At 64.8% G+C, this 19,814-nt stretch carries 14 protein-coding genes; 7 read left to right on the top strand and 7 right to left on the bottom strand.

Annotated features, from left to right (window positions below):
* Window positions 1–90: 90 nt before the first annotated feature.
* The 4 genes from H7A86_RS09865 to H7A86_RS09850 all read left to right on the top strand — a co-directional run bounded on the left by H7A86_RS09865 (window position 91) and on the right by H7A86_RS09850 (window position 4,960).
* A complete protein-coding gene (locus tag H7A86_RS09865) occupies window positions 91–960 on the top strand; it encodes a CheR family methyltransferase (protein ID WP_104537492.1) in 870 nt (289 codons plus the stop codon).
* The gene (cheD, locus tag H7A86_RS09860) at window positions 957–1,553 is read left to right on the top strand and encodes a chemoreceptor glutamine deamidase CheD (RefSeq protein ID WP_024937701.1); all 597 of its coding nucleotides are present in this window, start codon (window positions 957–959) and stop codon (window positions 1,551–1,553) included. Before H7A86_RS09865 ends, cheD begins: the two co-directional genes overlap by 4 nt.
* On the top strand, window positions 1,550–2,626 hold the full coding sequence (locus H7A86_RS09855; protein ID WP_047125438.1) for a protein-glutamate methylesterase/protein-glutamine glutaminase: 1,077 nt from the start codon (window positions 1,550–1,552) through the stop codon (window positions 2,624–2,626). Before cheD ends, H7A86_RS09855 begins: the two co-directional genes overlap by 4 nt.
* A gap of 108 nt (window positions 2,627–2,734) precedes the next feature.
* Window positions 2,735–4,960 carry a sensor domain-containing protein gene (locus H7A86_RS09850; protein WP_164740896.1) on the top strand — a complete coding sequence of 742 codons (2,226 nt, stop codon included), beginning with the start codon at window positions 2,735–2,737 and terminating at the stop codon, window positions 4,958–4,960.
* A 343-nt stretch (window positions 4,961–5,303) separates the two neighbouring features.
* Here H7A86_RS09850 and H7A86_RS09845 read toward each other — a convergent pair whose 3' ends face one another.
* From H7A86_RS09845 to H7A86_RS09830, 4 genes are all read right to left on the bottom strand, one after another.
* Window positions 5,304–6,182 carry an alpha/beta fold hydrolase gene (locus tag H7A86_RS09845; RefSeq protein ID WP_232099306.1) on the bottom strand — a complete coding sequence of 293 codons (879 nt, stop codon included), beginning with the start codon at window positions 6,180–6,182 and terminating at the stop codon, window positions 5,304–5,306.
* Window positions 6,183–6,379: 197 nt separating this feature from the next.
* Window positions 6,380–8,971: a bifunctional aconitate hydratase 2/2-methylisocitrate dehydratase gene (gene acnB, locus H7A86_RS09840; RefSeq protein WP_104644554.1), complete on the bottom strand. Its 2,592-nt coding sequence runs from the start codon at window positions 8,969–8,971 to the stop codon at window positions 6,380–6,382.
* 48 nt (window positions 8,972–9,019) lie between these two features.
* Window positions 9,020–9,430, bottom strand: coding sequence for a type II toxin-antitoxin system VapC family toxin (locus tag H7A86_RS09835; RefSeq protein ID WP_016903181.1), 411 nt, complete (start codon window positions 9,428–9,430; stop codon window positions 9,020–9,022).
* Entirely contained in the window at window positions 9,427–9,675 is a 249-nt protein-coding gene (locus H7A86_RS09830) for an AbrB/MazE/SpoVT family DNA-binding domain-containing protein (protein ID WP_016903180.1), read from the bottom strand. The genes H7A86_RS09835 and H7A86_RS09830 overlap by 4 nt, the downstream gene beginning before the upstream one ends.
* A 151-nt stretch (window positions 9,676–9,826) precedes the next feature.
* Here H7A86_RS09830 and acnA point away from each other — a divergent pair, with 151 nt between their 5' ends.
* On the top strand, window positions 9,827–12,595 hold the full coding sequence (gene acnA, locus H7A86_RS09825) for an aconitate hydratase AcnA (RefSeq protein WP_119132039.1): 2,769 nt from the start codon (window positions 9,827–9,829) through the stop codon (window positions 12,593–12,595).
* Window positions 12,596–12,808: 213 nt separating this feature from the next.
* Here acnA and H7A86_RS09820 read toward each other — a convergent pair whose 3' ends face one another.
* On the bottom strand, window positions 12,809–13,258 hold the full coding sequence (locus tag H7A86_RS09820) for a Cif family virulence factor (protein WP_119132040.1): 450 nt from the start codon (window positions 13,256–13,258) through the stop codon (window positions 12,809–12,811).
* A gap of 97 nt (window positions 13,259–13,355) precedes the next feature.
* On the opposite strand from H7A86_RS09820, the gene rpfB reads away from it, so the two are divergent.
* The gene (gene rpfB / locus H7A86_RS09815; RefSeq protein ID WP_026064479.1) at window positions 13,356–15,038 is read left to right on the top strand and encodes a fatty acyl-CoA ligase RpfB; all 1,683 of its coding nucleotides are present in this window, start codon (window positions 13,356–13,358) and stop codon (window positions 15,036–15,038) included.
* A gap of 474 nt (window positions 15,039–15,512) precedes the next feature.
* Window positions 15,513–16,382, top strand: coding sequence for a crotonase/enoyl-CoA hydratase family protein (locus H7A86_RS09810; protein ID WP_016903176.1), 870 nt, complete (start codon window positions 15,513–15,515; stop codon window positions 16,380–16,382).
* Between the two features lie 53 nt (window positions 16,383–16,435).
* Here H7A86_RS09810 and H7A86_RS09805 read toward each other — a convergent pair whose 3' ends face one another.
* A complete protein-coding gene (locus tag H7A86_RS09805; protein WP_119132041.1) occupies window positions 16,436–18,613 on the bottom strand; it encodes an ATP-binding protein in 2,178 nt (725 codons plus the stop codon).
* A 4-nt stretch (window positions 18,614–18,617) separates the two neighbouring features.
* Complete coding sequence (gene rpfG / locus H7A86_RS09800; RefSeq protein WP_026064477.1) at window positions 18,618–19,754, bottom strand: cyclic di-GMP phosphodiesterase response regulator RpfG; 1,137 nt, start codon at window positions 19,752–19,754, stop codon at window positions 18,618–18,620.
* Window positions 19,755–19,814 lie beyond the last annotated feature (60 nt).

Raw genomic sequence — 19,814 nt, 5'->3', positions numbered from 1 at the left:
CGCCAGATGCGACCTGCCCCCGCAAGACACCGATTAGTGCTTCAGTTGCATGACCACGTGGCCGATATCCAGTCATAGCTCACGACGCTTATGGATATGACGACCACCTCGACTCCCGCTTCAGACACACGCGAATTTGATTTTGGCGACCGCGATTTCAAGCGCGTCTGCGACCTGATCTATCAGCGTGTCGGCATCGCCCTGGCTCCGGCCAAGCGCGACATGGTGTATGGCCGGCTGTCGCGTCGTCTTCGCGTGCTCGGTCTGCGCTCCTTCCGCGACTATCTGGACCAGCTGGAAGCAGGCACCGACGAAGAGGAATGGCAGGCGTTCACCAACGCGCTGACCACCAATCTGACCTCGTTCTTCCGTGAGCCGCACCACTTCGACAAATTGCGCGAAGAACTGCAAAAGCGTGCCTCGCAGGCGCCCTTGAAGATCTGGTCGTGCGCGGCCTCCACCGGTGAGGAGCCCTACTCCATCGCCATCACCGCCTGCGAAGCCTTCGGCACCCTGACCCCGCCGGTCAGCATCGTGGCCACCGACGTCGACACCCAGGTGCTGGAAACCGCCTCGCGCGGCGTCTACGCCATCGACCGCGTCGCCTCGCTGGACGCATCGATCAAGCGCAAGTATTTCCAGCGCGGCAGCGGCCCCAACGAGGGCAAGTGCCGGGTCATCCCGGCGTTGCGCCAACTCATCGAATACCGCCAGCTGAATCTGCTGGCACCGCGTTACGACGTCGGCGGCCCGTACGCGGCGCTGTTCTGTCGCAACGTGATGATCTATTTCGACAAGCCGACCCAGCGCGGCATCCTGTCGCGTCTGGTCAGCCACATGGGCGATGACGGTCTGCTCTACACCGGGCACTCGGAGAATTACCTGCACGCAGCCGACCTGATCCAGCCGTGCGGGCGCACGCTGTATCGGCGTGCGCCGCGCGCCGGAGCCGCCACATGAGCACCGCCGTGCAGGTCGACGATGTCATGCGCTACCGCGACTCGCGGTTCCAGACCATCACCGCCAAACTGCTGCCCACCCAATACCTGGTGGTGGACGACGACACCGCGTTGACGACCACCTTGGGATCGTGCGTTGCCGCCTGCCTGCGCGACCCGGTCCTGAAGATCGGCGGCATGAATCACTTCCTGTTGCCGGAAGGCCAGGTCGGTGACGGCGCACCCGCGCGCTACGGCAGTTATGCGATGGAGTTGCTGATCAACGACATGCTCAAGCGCGGCGCGCATCGCAAACGCATCGAAGCCAAGGTGTTCGGTGGCGCCAACGTGCTCAAGGGCTTCACCAGCAATCCGGTCGGCACCCGCAATGCCGAGTTCGTGCGCCAGTACCTGCAGGCCGAGCACATTCCCATCATTGCCGAAGATCTGTGCGGCATCCATCCGCGCAAGGTGTGGTTCTTCCCGACGACCGGACGCGTGGTCGTGCAGCGTTTGCCGCATGCACACGAAGCCGAAGTCGCCGCCGCCGAATCGGCCGTGCGCGCCCGTCTGTCCAAAGCACCGGTCACCGGTGGAGTGGAGTTGTTCGAATGACGCTGGAAACCCCTGTGCGTGTATTGATCGTCGACGACTCGGCGGTCGTACGCCAGATGCTGACCGAAATCCTCTCGCGCGATGCCGGCATCGAGGTGATCGGCTCGGCCGCCGACCCGATCCTGGCGCGCGAAAAGATCAAACGCCTCAATCCGGACGTGATCACGCTGGATGTGGAAATGCCGCGCATGGACGGCCTGGTGTTCCTGGAAAACCTCATGCGCCTGCGCCCCACCCCGGTGGTGATGATCTCATCGCTGACCGAGCGGGGCGCCGACACCACCTTGCAGGCCTTGTCGCTGGGCGCGGTGGATTTCGTCTCCAAGCCCAAGATCGACGTCGCACGCGGGCTGGAAGGCTATGCCGAGGAGATCGTCAGCAAGGTCAAGATGGCCTCCAAGGCCAAGGTCAGCGCGCTCAATCGTCCCAGCGCGCCCAAGGTCACCCTGGACATGCAGTCGGCACCGGTGCCGGGCAGCGCGCTGCGCTTTCGCACCACCGACCGCCTGATCGCCATTGGTGCTTCGGCAGGCGGCACCGAAGCCCTGCGCGTGGTGCTCGAGCACATGCCCGCCGATGCACCGGCGGTGGTGATGACCCAGCATCTGCCGGCCAGCTTCAGCACCGCCTTCGCCGAGCGCCTCAATCGCCATTCGGCGATGTCGGTACGCGAGGCCAGCGACGGCGAGGCGATCCTGCCCGGCCATGCCTACCTGCCGCCCGGCGGCCAGCATCTGCGCATCATCCGCGACGGTGCGCGCTGGCGCTGCCGAATCGACGACGGCCCACCGGTCAATCGCCACAAGCCGGCGGTGGACGTGCTGTTCCGCTCCGTCGCTGCCAACGCCGGCCCGAATGCGGTCGGCGCCATCCTCACCGGCATGGGCGACGACGGCGCACGCGGCCTGCTGGAAATGCTGCAGGCCGGCGCGCCCACGCTGGTGCAGGACGAAGCCAGCAGCGTGGTCTGGGGCATGCCCGGTGCCGCCTATAAACTCGGCGCCGCGCAGGAAGTGGTACCGCTGGACCGCGTGGCCGAGCGCCTGATCGCTCTGTCGGCGCAGGCGCGCTGATCCGGCATGAAGTCCCGCCCCCCGCACCCGACCGAACAGGCGGCGGCTCCCGGCGTCGCGGATGCCGCGTCGCCGGTGACGGCGGATGCACGAGCAGATCACCCGCTCATGCCCGGGACGATCAAGGCCGGCCCGATCACCGCCGGCATGACCAGGCCCGACGAACATCCCGACGCCACGCGCTCGCGCCTGCTGGCCGAAGCGCTGGACGGCAGCAGCAGTGCGATCCTGATCTGCGATCTGCAATCGCGCCTGCTCTATGCCAATGACGGCTTCCAGCGCATGTTCGGCTATACCGAGGCCGAACTGGTCGGCAAGCGCCCCTCGGACGTGCTCACCCGCGCGCAAAGCGACCAGGACGAGGTGGCACGCATCCGCGACCGCGCTGACGCCCTGCAGCAGACCCAGGCCGACCTGCTGGTGTATCGCAAGGACGGCACGCCGCTGTGGATCTCGCTCAACTTCAATCCGATCTACGACGCCAGGCATCTTCCCTCGCATTACGTGGCGGTGCTGACCGACATCACCGACACCAAGATGCATGAAGTGCTGCAGCACCGCGTGCTCGAGGCGCTGGTGCAGGAGCGGCCGCTGATCGAGGTGATGACGCTGATCTGCACCGAGGTCGAGCGCATCGCGCCGGACGTGCTGGCCACGGTCATGAGCGCGGACAATCAAGGCTGCCTGCATTCGCTGGCGGCCCCCAGCCTGCCGCCGGAGTATGCCGATGCGGTCAACGGCTTGAAGATCGCGCCGGGCGCAGGCGCCTGCGGCACGGCCGCCTGGCGCGGCCGTGCGGTGATGGTGGAAGACATCGCCACCGACCCGCTGTTCGCGCAATTTCGCGAAGTATTGTTGCCGATGGGCCTGCGCGCCTGCTGGAGCACGCCGATCCGCTCCAACAGCGCACGCGTGCTCGGGACCTTCGCGCTGTACTACCGCAAGGCCCAGCGGGCCGATGCCTGGCACGTACGCCTCACCGATCTGTGCCAGCAGCTGTGCACGCTGGCACTAGAGCGCGAGCAGACCCGCCAACGCGTGCACCAACTCGCGTTTTACGATGCGCTGACCGGCCTGCCCAACCGCATCATGTTCAGCGCACGCGCCGAGCAGGCCCTGACGCAGGCCGAATATGCCGGCGAACCGGCCACGTTGATGTTCATCAACATCGACCGCTTCAAATTGATCAACGACAGCCAGGGCCATGCCGCCGGCGATGGTCTGTTACGCGACATCGCCCTGCGCATCGGCGAACAGCTGCCCGCCACCGCCATGCTGGCGCGCCTGGCAGGCGACGAATTCGCACTTGCGCTGCCGCAATGCAGTGCCGAGCAGGCCAGTGCCGCCGCAGAACGGGTGCTGGGCACCATTGCCAGGCCACTGCCGGTCGGGCACATGACCGTGCATCCGTCCGCCAGCATCGGCGTGGCGATGTTTCCCGAGGACGGGCGCGACATCAACATCCTGCTGCGGCATGCCGATCTGGCCATGAACCGCGCCAAGCAGGAAGGCGGCGGACGCTTCCGCTTCTTCAGTTCCGACATGAACCGCATGGCGCAGGAGCGCGTCGCGCTGGAAGCGGAGCTGCGCCAGGCCATCGGCCGCGATCAGCTGCAGCTGCACTATCAACCGCAATTGCACAGCGCCGCGCCGCACGCGCTGTACGGCGTGGAAGCGTTGTTGCGCTGGAATCATCCGCAACTGGGCGCCATTTCGCCGGCGCGTTTCCTGCCCGTGGCCGAAGAGCAAGGCATGATGCCGCAGCTCAACGATTGGGTATTGCGCAGCGCCTGCCGGCAGATCGCCGATTGGCGCACGCGTGGTGTGCCGGTGACGCGGGTGTCGGTGAATCTGTCGGCGAGCAGCTTCGAAAGCCCGCGCATGCTCAGCGACCTGTTGCGCCTGATCGCCGAGACGGGCGCGCAGCCCTCCGACCTCACGCTGGAAATGACCGAGAGCGTGATGCTGTCCGGGCAGCCTGGCGTGCTGGAGAACCTGCATGCCATCCGCGAAGCCGGTATCTCTTTGTCGCTGGACGACTTCGGCACCGGCTACTCCAGCCTGAGCCACCTGCATCGCCTGCCGATCGACGAACTCAAGCTGGACATGAGCTTCGTGCGCGACATCGAACACAGCGAAGACGCCCGCGCCCTCACCACCTCGGTGCTGCGCATCGGCGAGCATCTGCGCAAGCACGTGGTTGCCGAAGGCGTGGAAAACGAGGCGCAGCGCCTGTTCCTTGCCGACCTCGGCTGCGAAGTGCTGCAGGGCTATCTGTTTTCGCGGCCCTTGCCGGCGGCGGCACTGGAAGCCTGGTTGGGTGCGCAGCCTTAGAAGCGGCTCACGACACTACGTCGTGGTTTGTCAGGCTGTTCTCATAGCGTTTTACGTTCGCATCAGCAGGTCGAGGCAACCTGCTAGAAGGCAAAGCATCTGATCTGGTGCTTCGGTGCAGGGCCCTTGCCCGCCCACCATCGCGGGACACGCCGCAAGGACGTCCCTGTAGGCTCTGGCGCGGCATCCATGCCGCTCAAGGTCCCGCGACGGTGAGCGGGCAAGGACCAAGTGAGGTGATCGGCGCTCATGGTTGCAAGCAGCGCCAATCGAGATGGTCGGTGCTCATGGTTGCAAGCAACGCATGGTGTCGTTCTGATTCACCAGATCAGCAGCACACCAGTCAGAGCGGTGCCTGTGCCTGAGTGCTGCCTTCAAGCGCGCGCCTTTCCATCCGCGTCGAATCCGATGCCACCGTGCGCTTCAACCACCCCAGCAACTGCGCGGTGACGAACGCCGGATTCTCCAGCGATGCGATATGCCCGGCATCGGGAATCAGCTCGTAGTCGCAACCGATCACCTCGGCCATCAGCCACAATTCTTCCGGCGGCCGCGGAATATCGTCCGCGCCGCCGAGCAGGAACGTGCTGGCCGGATTCAGCGCAGACATCGCCTCCAGGCGATCGGCGCGCCCGAAGATCAGCCGGCCCAACGGCACGATGGAGGCGCGCACCTGCTCGGCCGACAGCGCCGCCAGGCGCTGTGCAAACGCAGCCGGCAGCGCGGAATTCAGATCGATGCCAGGACGGAAAAAGATCGGCACGATCGCCTCGATCAACGCAGGCGTCACCTGCCCCGCGGCTTCCATTGCATCGAGCAACCCGAAATAACGCATTTGCGTGGCCTGCGACTCGGCCCCCAGGAAGGTATCCATCAACACCAGGCTGCGCACGCGCTCCGGTGCCAGCAGCGCCAGCTCGGCGGCCCACATGCCACCGACCGACAAGCCGACCACCGCGCACTGCGGCAGCTCCAACGCGTCCAGCAATTGCAGCATCTGCCTGGCAAGATCGCCAACCGTCTGCGTGCCTGCCGGCAATGCTGCCGACTGTCCGTGCCCCCACAACTCGGGGACGATGACCCGATAGTGCTGCGACAGCGCCTGGATCTGCGGCTCCCACATGGCCGCATCCCAGAGATAACTGTGGCCGAGCAGAACCGGAAACCCGTGACCGTAGTGTGCGTAGTGCAGCGTTTGACCAGCGATCGTGCAAGTAGGCATTGGAGATCATCACAGCGAGTGGAAGCGGCGCCACTCTAGGCCTCCCGACTTCAGATTTTTGTTGCAATGCGGCAGGTGAGTTAACTGCGATTGCCTTTAACTTCCGGCATTACGCGGCCAAGACGAAGCCATCGCCCGAATAACGAAAAACGCCCGGCATTGCCGGGCGTTTTCGAACGGGTGATCCAACCCCTGGATCAGGCAGCGACGGTGTCGGCCACGTCCTGATATTCCTGGATCTGATCGAAGTTCATGTAGCGGTAGATCTGGTCGCCACTGGTCTTGATCACGCCCACATCGGCCATGTACTCGTCCTTGGTCGGGATGCGCCCCAGACGCGAGCAGATCGCGGCCAGTTCCGCCGAACCCAGGTACACGTTGGTGTTGCGGCCCAGACGATTCGGGAAGTTACGCGTCGAGGTGGAGAACACCGTGGCGCCCTCGCGTGCCTGGGCCTGGTTGCCCATGCACAGCGAGCAGCCCGGCATTTCCATACGCGCACCGGCCGCGCCGAAAGTGCCGTAATGGCCTTCCTTGGTCAGCTCGGAGGCATCCATCTTGGTCGGCGGCGCAACCCACAGGCGGGTCGGGATGTCGCGCTTGCCTTCCAGCAACTTGGCGGCGGCACGGAAGTGACCGATGTTGGTCATGCACGAACCGATGAACACCTCGTCGATCGCCGCGCCGGCCACGTCGGACAGTGTCTTGACGTCGTCCGGGTCGTTCGGGCATGCCACGATCGGCTCGTGGATGTCGGCCAGGTCGATCTCGATGACGGCCGCGTATTCGGCGTCGGCATCGGGCTGCAGCAGCTGCGGATCGGCCAGCCACTCTTCCATCTTCTTGATGCGGCGGCCCAGCGTGCGCGCGTCGGCATAGCCTTCGGCAATCATCCAGCGCAGCAGCGTGATGTTGCTGGTCAGGTATTCGATGATCGGCGCCTTGTCCAGGTGCACGGTGCAACCGGCCGCCGAGCGCTCGGCCGAGGCGTCGGACAGCTCGAACGCCTGCTCCACCTTCAGGTTCGGCAGCCCTTCGATTTCCAGGATGCGGCCGGAGAAGATGTTCTTCTTGCCCTGCTTGGCCACGGTCAGCAGGCCGTCCTTGATCGCGTACAGCGGGATCGCGTTGACCAGATCACGCAGGGTCACGCCCGGCTGCATCTCACCCTTGAAGCGCACCAGCACGCTCTCGGGCATGTCCAGCGGCATCACGCCGGTGGCAGCGGCGAACGCCACCAGGCCGGAGCCGGCCGGGAACGAGATGCCGATCGGGAAACGCGTATGCGAGTCGCCACCGGTACCGACCGTGTCGGGCAGCAGCATGCGATTGAGCCAGCTATGGATCACGCCATCGCCGGGACGCAGCGACACGCCGCCACGGGTGGAGATGAACTCCGGCAAGGTGTGATGGGTCTTGACGTCCACCGGCTTCGGGTAAGCGGCGGTGTGGCAGAACGACTGCATCACCAGGTCGGCCGAGAAGCCCAGGCAGGCCAGGTCCTTGAGCTCGTCGCGGGTCATCGGGCCGGTGGTGTCCTGCGAGCCCACCGAGGTCATCTTCGGCTCGCAATAGGTGCCCGGGCGCATGCCCTGGCCTTCCGGCAGACCGCAGGCGCGGCCGACCATCTTCTGCGCCAGCGAGAAGCCCTTGCCGGTGTCCGGCGGGTCCATCGGCAGGCGGAACAGGTCCGAGGCCGGCAGGCCCAGGAATTCGCGTGCCTTGGCGGTGAGGCCGCGGCCGACGATCAGCGGAATGCGGCCACCGGCGCGCACTTCGTCGAACAGCACGTCCGACTTCATCGCGAACTCGGCGATCACCTGTCCGTTCTTCAGTGCCTTGCCGTCGTACGGACGCAGCTCGACCACATCGCCGTGCTCCATCTGCGACACGTCCAGCTCGATCGGCAATGCACCGGCGTCTTCCATCGTGTTGTAGAAGATCGGGGCGATCTTGCTGCCCAGGCACACGCCGCCGAAGCGCTTGTTCGGGATGAACGGAATGTCCTCGCCGGTCCACCACAGCACCGAGTTGGTCGCCGACTTGCGCGAGGAACCGGTACCGACCACATCGCCCACGTAGGCGACCAGATGGCCCTTGGCCTTGAGGTCGGCGATGGCCTGGATCGGGCCACGCTTGCCGTCTTCTTCCGGCACGAAGGCCGCGCCGTCGCGGGCGTTCTTCAGCATCGCCAGCGCGTGCAGCGGGATGTCCGGGCGCGTGGTCGCATCCGGGGCCGGCGACAGGTCGTCGGTGTTGGTCTCGCCGGGCACCTTGAACACGGTGACGGTCATGCTCTGCGGCACTTCCGGCTTGCTGGTGAACCACTCGGCCTCGGCCCAGCTCTGCAGCACGGCCTTGGCGTGCGCGTTACCGGCTTCGGCCTTTTCCTGCACGTCGTGGAAGGCGTCGAACACCAGCAAGGTGTGCTTGAGCGCCTCGGCGGCGGTGGCGCCCAGCTCGGGGTTGTCGAGCAGATCGATCAGCGGCTGGATGTTGTAGCCGCCCAGCATGGTGCCGAGCAGCTCGGTCGCACGCGTGGGGCTGATCAGCGCGGTCTTTTCGGTGCCGAACGCCACCGCGGCCAGGTACGAGGCCTTGACCTTGGCGGCGTCATCGACACCGGCCGGCACGCGCTGGCTGAGCAGCTCGACCAGGAATTGTTCTTCGCCCGCCGGCGGAGCCTTCAGCAGCTCGATGACCTCGGCGGTCTGCTGCGCGGTCAGCGGCAGCGGCGGGATACCGAGCGCGGCGCGCTCTGCAACGTGGTGGCGATAGGCTTCCAACATGCGGATTCTCCGAAAGACAACAGTGAATGTGTAAACGCGAAACGTGGATCAGCGTGCGGGTTTGGGGACAACGATCTTCAAACCCTTGAAGTAGTCGCGGAAAAAGCCCTCGTCGCGGGTGATCAACCCGTCGCACTGGAGCATCGCGTGGGCGCCGATCAGGAAATCGGCCACCACCCGCTCGCGCTTGCCGCCGCGCGCGCGGAAGCGCTTGTTCATATGGCCGGCGCGCACCGCCGCCGCTTCCTGGGTGGCTTCGTAACGCACACCGATCGAGGCAAGGGTTTCCATCAGGTCGACCTGGGTGTCGAGCATGGCCAGCACCTCGGCCACCACCGCATCGCAGACCACCACCTCGTCGCGCGCCAGCGCATCGCCGATGCAGATCTCCGACACCTCGCCGTAGACCGCATCACCGACCAGGATGTCGAGCAGCACCGAGGAATCCAGGGCAATCATGGGTCGAACGGATCCCCGGGGGCGCGGCCACGGATGGCGCGCATCGCCTCATCGGTACTGGTCAGCCCGTCGACCAGCTTGAACTTGCCGCGCACCTTGCGCAGCGCCTCGCTGACGTCCTTGCGCAGGATGATGCGCCCGCCGTCGAGCTCGATCTTGAGCGTGGTGCCCTTGGTCAGGCCCAGGGCATCGCGCACGGCCTTGGGCAGCGTGATCTGCCCGCGTTCGGCAACTGTGGCTTCCATGGAGGTGGCCCCGGCAGAAAGTATGCAGTGATTTTACATACTTGACTTGTCGTACTCAAGGCCACATACCCTGTGCTGCAACCGAACGTACACACTGAATTGGTCACACTGTCCCAAACAGACCTAAAGCCTGCTGCCATAGGAGTGATGCATGAGCGATTCCTTTTCCACCCGCACCTCGTTCGAGGTCCACGGCCAGCGCTACGAGTACTACAGCCTGCCCAAGCTGGGCGAGCGCTTCGAGATCGGCCACCTGCCCTATTCGATGAAGATCCTGCTGGAGAACCTGCTCCGGCACGAGGACGGCGGCGTCACCGTCGGCAAGGACCACATCGAAGCGGTCGCCAAGTGGGACCCCAAGGCAGAGCCCGATATCGAAATCGCCTTCATGCCGGCCCGCGTGGTGCTGCAGGACTTCACCGGCGTGCCGTGCGTGGTCGACCTGGCCGCGATGCGCGATGCCGTGGTCAAGCTCGGCGGCAAGGCCGACCAGATCAACCCGCAGATTCCCTCCGAGCTGGTCATCGACCACTCGGTGCAGGTGGATGTGTTCGGCTCGGCTGACGCGCTCGACCTCAACGGCAAGATCGAATTCCAGCGCAACCAGGAGCGCTACGGCTTCCTGCGCTGGGGCCAGAAGGCATTCGAGAACTTCAAGGTGGTGCCGCCCAATACCGGCATCGTCCACCAGGTGAACCTGGAAAACCTGGCACGCGTGGTGATGAGCGCGGACAAGGACGGGACACGGATCGCCTACCCGGACACCGTGTTCGGCACCGACAGCCACACCACCATGATCAATGGCATCGGCGTGCTGGGCTGGGGCGTGGGCGGTATCGAGGCCGAGGCCGCGATGCTGGGCCAGCCCTCGTCCATGCTGATTCCGCAGGTGGTCGGCTTCAAGCTCAGCGGCAAGCTGCCCGAAGGCGCCACCGCAACCGACCTGGTGCTCACCGTCACCCAGATGCTGCGCAAGGCCGGCGTGGTCGGCAAGTTCGTCGAGTTCTACGGCGAAGGCCTGCAGCACCTGCCGCTGGCCGATCGCGCCACGATCGGCAACATGGCACCGGAATACGGCGCCACCTGCGGCATCTTCCCGGTCGACGAAGAATCGCTGACCTATCTGCGCCTGTCCGGCCGCAGCGAGGAGCAGATCGCCCTGGTCGAAGCCTATGCCAAGGCGCAGGGCCTGTGGCACGACGCCAACACTCCGCCGGCCCAGTACAGCGCCACGCTGGAGCTGGACATGGGCGAGGTCAAGCCGTCGCTGGCCGGCCCCAAGCGCCCGCAGGACCGCGTACTGCTGGAAGACATGCAGTCCAACTTCCGCGAGAGCCTCAAGCCGTTCGTGGACGCGCGCAGCAAGCGCCTGACCGACGTCAAGCAGGAAGACCGCCTGAAGAACGAAGGTGGCGGCGGCACTGCGGTCGGCGCCAAGGCTGCGCAAGCCGAGAGTTCCACCGACAGCGGCGCCGGCTGGCAGCTGCGCGACGGCTCGGTGGTGATCGCCGCGATCACCTCCTGCACCAACACCTCCAATCCGGCAGTGATGCTGGGTGCCGGCCTGCTCGCGCGTAACGCGGCGGCCAAGGGGCTGAAGGCGCAGCCGTGGGTGAAGACCTCGCTCGGGCCGGGCTCGCGCGTGGTCACCGATTACCTGAGCAAGGCAGGCGTGCTCGCCGATCTGGAAAAGCTCGGGTTCTACGTGGTCGGCTATGGCTGCACCACCTGCATCGGCAACTCCGGCCCGCTGCCGGACGATGTGTCTGCGGCCATCGCCAAGGACGATCTGGTGGTGTCTTCGGTGTTGTCGGGCAACCGCAACTTCGAAGGCCGCGTGCACCCCGAAGTGAAGATGAACTACCTCGCCTCGCCGCCGCTGGTGGTGGCGTATGCGATCGCCGGTACCACCGACATCAACCTCACCACCGACCCGCTGAGCACCGGCAACGACGGGCAGCCGGTGTATCTGCGCGACATCTGGCCGAGCAACAAGGAAATCGGCGACACCATCGCCGCCACCGTCGGCCCGGAGATGTTCAAGCAGAACTATGCCGACGTGTTCAAGGGCGACAGCCGCTGGAACACCATCGCCTCTCCGGATGGTGCGCTGTACGAATGGGACGCGGCCTCGACCTACATCAAGAACCCGCCCTACTTCGATGGCATGACCATGCAGGTCGGCCATGTCGAGGACGTGCATGGCGCACGCATCATGGGCCTGTTCGGCGACTCGATCACCACCGACCACATCTCGCCGGCCGGCAACATCAAGAAGGATTCGCCGGCGGGTCGCTTCCTGCAGGAGCGCGGCGTGCAACCGGCCGACTTCAACAGCTACGGCAGCCGCCGCGGCAACGACGACGTGATGGTGCGTGGCACCTTCGCCAACATCCGCATCAAGAACCTGATGTTCGGCGGCGAAGAAGGCGGCAACACCCTGTACTACGGCAAGGACGGCGCGGCGCCGGAAAAACTGGCCATCTACGATGCGGCAGTGAAGTACAAGGCCGACGGCGTGCCGCTGGTGGTACTGGCCGGCAAGGAATACGGCACCGGTTCCTCGCGCGACTGGGCGGCCAAGGGCACCAACCTGCTCGGCGTCAAGGCGGTGATCGCCGAGAGCTTCGAGCGCATCCATCGCTCTAACCTGGTCGGCATGGGCGTGCTGCCGCTGCAGTTCCTGGAGAACGAAAACGCCCAGACCCTGGGCCTGGATGGTTCGGAGGTGCTGGACATCACCGGCCTGCAGGACGGCGCCAGCCGTCGTGCCACGGTGGATGCGAAGAAGTCCGACGGCAGCGTCAAGCAGTTCCAGGTCAAGGTGCTGCTGCTGACGCCCAAGGAAGTGGAGTACTTCAAGCACGGTGGTCTGCTGCAGTACGTGCTGCGTCAACTGGCTGCCCGCAAGGCGGCCTGAGCGCAGCGCGCTGCCCTGTAAGCATGACCCCACTCCCGCCGCCCGGCGGGAGTGGTGTTTTGGGCAATCAGAACCTCGTATTGCCGGACAGGTGAGCAATCATCGGAAGCGGACGGGCGCTGCACGCAAACGCAGCGCAGCGCAGCGGGGAAATACCTTGCCACCCGACACCCACCGCGCCCACCTGGCGATGCGCGCTCCAGAATCGCAGCATCAGTGCCCGGTCGGCTCCCACTGCGCGTGGTACAGCTGCCAGTCGCCGTCCTGCAAGCGCCAGCCGGTGGTCACCTGGTAGGTCTGTGCCTGCTCGGGCAGCCAGCGCCCGCTGCCGCCGGTCAGCAGCGCGGTGAAACGCACGCGTGCGGTGTCATCGTGCAGTTGCACATCCATCGGCCCCAGGGTCACGCCGATGCGGCGATTGCCCAGCATCTGCAGCTGCATCAATCGCCGCAGGCCGGCTGCGTCCAGTCCTTGGTCGCCGACAAAATCCTCGGCCACCGGCGCCATCGCCTCGCCGATGTCGCGCGCTTCGATCGCCTGGTGCATCGTCTCCAGCGTTGCGCGCAGCCGTTGCTCCGGTGCGGCACGCGTGCAACCGACCAGGCCCACGATACAAATCGCAACCAACCCGCCCCGCCACCGCGCTTGAATGCTGCCCTGCATCACGCTTCGCCTTTTCCATCCATGACGGTATGCTGCCAGCTGTTGTAGCGCCGTGGAACACACCGCGTCACGTAGCGAACACCCTGGAGGGGGGCAGATGAATCAGGCACGTCCTTGGTTGCAAAGTTATCCGGCCGGCGTTGCCGCCGAGATCGATCTGGAGCAGTTCCGGACCGTGGCAGAGGTGTTCGCCACCTCGGTCAAGCGGTTCGCCGACCGCCCCGCGTATCACAGCTTCGGCAAGACCCTCACCTATCGGCAAGCCGACCAACTGGTCGAGCAGTTTGCCGCCTATCTGCTTGGCGAATTGCAGTTGAAGAAAGGCGACCGCGTCGCCCTGATGATGCCCAACTGCCTGCAGTATCCGGTGGCCACCTTCGGCATCCTGCGTGCCGGCCTGACCGTGGTCAACGTCAATCCGCTCTACACCCCGCGCGAGCTGAAGCATCAGCTGATCGACGCCGGCGCCAGCGTGCTGGTGGTGATCGACAACTTCGGCACCACCGTGCAGCAGGTCATCGCCGACACCCCGGTCAAGCAAGTGATCACCACCGGCCTGGGCGACATGCTCGGCTTCCCGAAAGCGGCGCTGGTCAACTTCGTCGTCAAGTACGTCAAGAAGCTGGTGCCCGATTACCGCATCAAGGGCGCGATCCGGTTTCGCGACGCACTGGCGCTGGGCCGCAAGCACAGCGTGCCGACGCTGCAGATCGAGCCCGATGACATCGCCTTCCTGCAGTACACCGGCGGCACCACCGGCGTGGCCAAGGGCGCGATGCTCACCCACCGCAATCTGGTGGCCAACATGCAACAGGCCCACCAGTGGCTTGCCGGCACCGGCAAGCTGGAAGAAGGCGCCGAGGTGGTGATCACCGCGCTGCCGCTGTACCACATCTTTGCATTGACGGCCAACGGCCTGGTCTTCATGAAGATCGGCGGCTGCAATCACCTGATCAGCAATCCGCGCGACATGCCCGGCTTCGTCAAGGAACTGAAGAAAACCCGCTTCACCGCCTTCACCGGCGTCAACACGCTGTTCAACGGCCTGCTCAATACGCCCGGCTTCGACCAGGTGGATTTCTCCACGTTGAAGATGACCCTTGGCGGCGGCATGGCGGTGCAACGGTCGGTCGCCGAACGCTGGAAAAAGGTCACCGGCCTGACCCTGGTCGAGGCCTACGGCCTGACCGAAACCTCGCCTGCCGCCTGCATCAACCCGATGGACCTGAAGGACTACAACGGCTCGATCGGCCTGCCGATTCCGTCCACCGATGCCTGCATCAAGGACGACGCCGGCGCGATGCTGCCGCTGGGCGAGATCGGCGAGCTGTGCATCAAGGGCCCGCAGGTGATGAAGGGCTACTGGAAGAAGCCGGAAGAAACCGCCAAGGTGATGGATGCCGACGGCTGGCTGCACACCGGCGATATCGCGCGGATGGACGAGCAGGGTTTCGTCTACATCGTCGACCGCAAGAAGGACATGATTCTGGTGTCCGGCTTCAACGTCTACCCGAACGAGATCGAGGACGTGATCGCCGAAATGCCCGGGGTGCTGGAAGTGGCCGCTGTCGGCGTACCGGACGAGAAGTCCGGCGAGATCGTCAAGGCCGTCATCGTGAAGAAGGACCCTGCGCTGACCGCCGATGCGGTCAAGGCGCACTGCCGCGCCAACCTGACCGGCTACAAGCAGCCGCGCGTGATCGAGTTCCGCAAGGAACTGCCGAAAACCAATGTCGGCAAGATCCTGCGCCGCGAACTGCGGGATGCGCCCAAGGGATAATCCCCCGGCGCCACCGCAGATCGACGGCCACCCGGCTGCCATCCCACGCCCGCACTGCCTCCAGGCCTTGCGGGCGTCTGCTTTTGCACGCTTCGGACGGTTCACGCGTCTCAGACGAGTGGTATGCGACCACGGGCATGCCGGAACGATGGCCAGTTTGCACCTGGTTATATCCGCATTTTTGACACCCGCAAATGCAGGCACGCACTTTGCGGTTGATAACACCGGCCAGGGGAGTCCTGCAGGAAACCATAGGCCAATGACCAGACAGATAATTTCAGCACTGGGTAATCCACAATAAACTGCATTTGTTTGCAGACATTCGCTGAAAGATTCAGCACACAGGGCTCACCGGGTAGAAAGGAAGCCCTCAGCGTTCATGGAGATAGTGCCGGTGTAGCATCGATTCGGAGTGGATCGCGCGCGCCCGCCGGCGTCCACTCTCCCATCGCGGGCTTTTCCAGGATCACGCCCATGAATACCGTTGAAAAGATTTCGATCGGCCGCCCCCACTCCACCATTCGGGTCGATGCGTCGGCCGCTGATGGCACCCACTGGTTGTTCATGCATGCCAATGCGCGTTTTGGCATCCGTCCCTGCTGCAGTCCCGAATTGCTGGACGACATATGGGATGTCATGGGATCCATCACCCGCGCCCCGCATGAGCGGCGCAGTGGTGAACTACGCCACTTCGTGCTTGCATCCGACTCCACTGCCTTCAATCTCGGCGGCGATCTGGACCTGTTTGCACGCCTGATCCGCGACCAAAACCGCGAGCAGTTGATGCGCTATGCCACCCGCTGCGTGGAAGGCGTCCATCACCTGCATGTAGGCTTTGGCGGGGACGTGCGCAGCATTGCGCTGCTGCAAGGCGATGCATTGGGAGGTGGATTGGAGATGGCGCTGGCCTGCCACACCATCGTGGCCGAAGAAGGCATCGGGATGGGACTGCCCGAGGTCTTGTTCGGTCTGTTTCCGGGCATGGGCGCGTATTCGTTCCTGTGCCGTCGCGTGTCGCCCCAACTGGCAGAAAAAATCATTCTCGACGGACGCATCTACAGCAGCGAGGAAATGCATGCGATGGGAATCGTGGACGTACTCGTACCGAAGGGCCAGGGAGTCGTTGCCACCGAAACGCTGATTCGCCAGCAAAAGCGCATCTCCCACGCCTATCTGGCGATGAACGCCGCACGCAACCTCGCGCAGGCGGTGCCTTACGACGAATTGCTGCGCATTACCGAGGTCTGGGTCGACACTGCCCTGGCACTGAGCGAGAAATCACTGCGCACGATGGACCGTTTGGTCAAGGCACAGAATCGCCGCGCTGGCGCAAGTGCCGCCTGATTTGGTGGATCCAGTACTGGGGGAATCAGGCCCGGCCTATCGCCGGGCTTCACTTAGCCGCGGTCGCCATTCCCGCTGACTCCGCCGTCGGACTTGTTCTGTGCGCGTTGAGCAAGCGCCTCGCGCCCGAGTGTCAACCCCGTCTTCAGCTGCTCCAGCCTCTGGCTCCATTCTGCGCGCAGCTGCGCTTCCGGCAGGCGCATCAACTCACCTCCCTGTTCGGCCAGCGCCACCAGCCCGAGATTGCTGGAAACGCCCTTGACCGCATGAGCATGCTCGCGCAGACGTGCCCAGTCCTGGTCCGCCGCCGCCTTGCCGAGCTGGACAACGCAAGCTGCGGCATCGCTGAGACATTGTTGAATGAACTCGCGTTCGAACTCATTCCCCATCCCCAGTTCCGCCAGCTCGTCGAGCACGGCAGGGTCGAGGACGGCGCCACTCGGCGCCGGGCTGCGGGTAGCGATGGCCGGATCGGCCTGACGCAGTTTCTGGTTGACGGCGATGTCGGCCAGCGTATCCAGCAGCTTGATCGCCGCCACCGGCTTGGCCAGGAAGGCATAGGCGCCCGCCTGCTCGCAGCTGCGAATCGACTCGGGGGTGACATCGGCGCTCAACACCACGACCGGGGTGCCCGGCATACCGCCCGCCTGCATCACCCTGAGCTGCTTCAACATGTCCAGACCGCTGACACCGGGCATGTGCAAGTCGACGATGGCCGCGTCGAAGTCTGCCTCGGCCAATGCATCCAGTACGGCCTCGCCGCCGTCAACGCAGGTCACGCGATGGCCTGCTTTCTGCAGCAACCGCTGCAGAACCAGGCGATTTGCCAGATGATCGTCCGCCACCAGGATATGCATGCTGCGCACGCGGGCACGGTGACGTAGAAACGGATCGGCAAACGCAATCACGTTGCCCGGTATCGTGGACTCCGCCTCATGCAGCACAGGCGATGGCGTTGCTGCGGGCTTGGCGGCCGCCAGGCCAAACGGCAGTTCAAACCAGAACAAGCTGCCGCCCGCGGGATTTTCTTCGAACCCGATCGCGCCCCCCATGGACTGGACCAGCCCCCTGGCGATCGTGGTTCCCAGGCCGCTGCCTTCGAACCGGCGTGCCAGTCCGGTATCTGCCTGTTCAAACGCCTCGAACAAACGCGGACGCATATCGACCGGCACACCGATGCCGGTATCGAGCACCTCAAAACGGAGCAGCAAACCGCCGCGGCCGCTGGCCTCGGTGGCAGCCACCTTCAACTGGACACTGCCGTGGTCGGTGAACTTGACCGCGTTGCCGACCAGGTTGAGCAGGATTTGCCGCAGATGTCCCGCGTCCCCGTGCACACGCGAAGGCACGTCGGCAGCCACGGCTGTCTGGTAATGCAGCCCCTTGGCCCTGGCCTGCGGCTCCAGGATCAGACCGATTGCCTGCAGGATGTCCTGCAACGCAAAGTCGGACGTGTTGATCCGCAGCTTGCCGGCTTCGATGGCCGAGATGTCCAGCACCTCCTCTACCAGCGCCAGCAGGCTGCGTGTCGATGCCTGAATGGTCTTCAGGCATTCGCGCTGCTCGCTATCCAGACGCGTCGTTGCCAATACCTCGGTCATGCCGGACAGGCCATTGAGCGGTGTCCGAAACTCGTGACTCATGTTGGCCAGGAAGCGGCTCTTGGCCTCACTGGCACGGCGCGCCTCGGCGGTGGCGCGGGTCAACTGCCGCAGAAGACTGGAGAAATACAACGGAACGGCGGCCAGACCAACGGCAAGCCCGATACCGAGCCGCTGGTTGCGTTGCCAGTAGTCGGTCATCCACAGCGTCGTGGAAAAGCTCACTACCGCCATTCCCACCGCAAGGTACAGATAGCGGTTGCCGTAGCGCAGGCCGTTGCCGACGGTGACCCACATCACCACGACATAGACCCAGGCTAGCGGCTCGCCCATCTGGATCATGCCGGCCGCCATCAAGCCGTAATCGGCCAACATGCCCTGGATGCGACGCGCATCCGAGCGCCCGGGCCGCCACAGCAGCCACCCGAACAACGCAAGTCCGAGACTCAGGCCCGTCAGCACAATGACCAGAACGCCGGTGTGCTGGTGCGGCGGCAGGCTGTGCCGGACACCCGGCAGCAGGACATACGCCAGAATCAGGCTGATCAGCACGATGCGGACGATCGCCTGACCATGTTCGCTGTCGGGTCGATGCATCAACCGCTGCCGGATCCTTCCGAACGGATTCATTGCCTCACACCCCGGGTCGTGCCGATGCGGTCGAGAATTCGCCGCAGATCTGGTCCAGCTGCGCGCGACCGCGCAGCAGCGCATCCACGCAGCGCGGGTCGAACAGGCGACCGCGTTGTGCATACAGATAGGCCAGCGCGGCGTCCATGGTCCATGCCTCCTTGTACGGGCGCGGCGACAGCAGCGCGTCGAAGACGTCGGCCACCGCCACGATGCGCGCTTCCAGCGGGATCGCTTCGCCAACCAGCCCATCCGGGTAGCCGGTGCCGTCGTAACGCTCGTGGTGACGCAACGCGATCAAGGCGCCGACCTGGATGAAACGGTTCTGGCTGCCGCTGAGCAGCTCGTAGCCGATGCGCGGATGCCGCTTCATGATGCTCATCTCGTCGTCGGTGAGCTTGCCCGGCTTGAGCAGCACCGCATCGGGAATGGCGATCTTGCCCATGTCGTGCAGCGGCGCGGCCATCTCAATGATGCGCACTTCTTCCTCGGACAACCCGAGCTGCTCGGCGATCAGGCCGGCCACGTGCGACATGCGCTCCAGGAAGGCGCTGGTGCCCGAGTCGCGGTACTCGATGGCGCGCGCCAGCCGCGACAACGTCTCGCGTTCGCGCTCTTCGACCTCGTTCATGCTGGCCAGCAGACGCTGCTCCAGCGACAGCGCGCGCTGCTTGACGCTTTCGCTCTGCTGACGCAGCTGCAGCAAATTGGCGCAGCGTGCGCGCAGTTCGCGCGGACGGATCGGCTTGACCAGGAAGTCGATCACGCCCGCCTCCAGCGCGGCCTGGCGGATCGGCTCGTCGCCGACGATGGTGATCAGGATGATCGGGATATCGCGATGGCTGGGCAGCCGGCGCAGACGCCGGGCGAACTCCAGGCCATCCATGCCCGGCATGCGATAGTCGAGCAGCAACAGATCCACCCGTCCGGCCTCGCACCACGCCAACGCGTCGAGCGGATCACCGAAATCGTAGACCTTCAATTCCGGTGCGATGTCCTCGATGACGTGGCGCAGCATCGTCCGCGCAGACATCTGGTCATCGACAATGACGATGTTCAATCCCAGATCCGCCTTTTCCGACCAGCTTCCCGATGTATCCGCCGACGACACGCCGGCAAGATTACCCAAAACATCCTGCATAGCCGTTGCTCCTCTTTCCTGAGAACGGAAAAGCGATGACGCCGGCCGCCGGGCCGACTC

It is taken from the genome of Xanthomonas euroxanthea (assembly GCF_903989455.1).
Classification (GTDB): Bacteria; Pseudomonadota; Gammaproteobacteria; order Xanthomonadales; family Xanthomonadaceae; genus Xanthomonas; species Xanthomonas euroxanthea.
This window is presented reverse-complemented; position numbering and strand designations above follow the sequence as displayed.

Excerpts from the sequence above, each read along its gene's own strand:
- H7A86_RS09820 (WP_119132040.1), bottom strand. The coding sequence starts at position 13,258 with ATGCAGGGCAGCATTCAAGCGCGGTGGCGGGGCGGGTTGGTTGCGATT.
- acnA (WP_119132039.1), top strand. The coding sequence starts at position 9,827 with ATGAGCGATTCCTTTTCCACCCGCACCTCGTTCGAGGTCCACGGCCAG.
- H7A86_RS09845 (WP_232099306.1), bottom strand. The coding sequence starts at position 6,182 with ATGCCTACTTGCACGATCGCTGGTCAAACGCTGCACTACGCACACTAC.
- H7A86_RS09835 (WP_016903181.1), bottom strand. The coding sequence starts at position 9,430 with ATGATTGCCCTGGATTCCTCGGTGCTGCTCGACATCCTGGTCGGTGAT.
- rpfB (WP_026064479.1), top strand. The coding sequence starts at position 13,356 with ATGAATCAGGCACGTCCTTGGTTGCAAAGTTATCCGGCCGGCGTTGCC.
- H7A86_RS09805 (WP_119132041.1), bottom strand. The coding sequence starts at position 18,613 with ATGAATCCGTTCGGAAGGATCCGGCAGCGGTTGATGCATCGACCCGAC.
- H7A86_RS09810 (WP_016903176.1), top strand. The coding sequence starts at position 15,513 with ATGAATACCGTTGAAAAGATTTCGATCGGCCGCCCCCACTCCACCATT.
- H7A86_RS09830 (WP_016903180.1), bottom strand. The coding sequence starts at position 9,675 with ATGGAAGCCACAGTTGCCGAACGCGGGCAGATCACGCTGCCCAAGGCC.
- rpfG (WP_026064477.1), bottom strand. The coding sequence starts at position 19,754 with ATGCAGGATGTTTTGGGTAATCTTGCCGGCGTGTCGTCGGCGGATACA.
- H7A86_RS09850 (WP_164740896.1), top strand. The coding sequence starts at position 2,735 with ATGCCCGGGACGATCAAGGCCGGCCCGATCACCGCCGGCATGACCAGG.
- H7A86_RS09865 (WP_104537492.1), top strand. The coding sequence starts at position 91 with ATGGATATGACGACCACCTCGACTCCCGCTTCAGACACACGCGAATTT.
- acnB (WP_104644554.1), bottom strand. The coding sequence starts at position 8,971 with ATGTTGGAAGCCTATCGCCACCACGTTGCAGAGCGCGCCGCGCTCGGT.
- H7A86_RS09855 (WP_047125438.1), top strand. The coding sequence starts at position 1,550 with ATGACGCTGGAAACCCCTGTGCGTGTATTGATCGTCGACGACTCGGCG.
- cheD (WP_024937701.1), top strand. The coding sequence starts at position 957 with ATGAGCACCGCCGTGCAGGTCGACGATGTCATGCGCTACCGCGACTCG.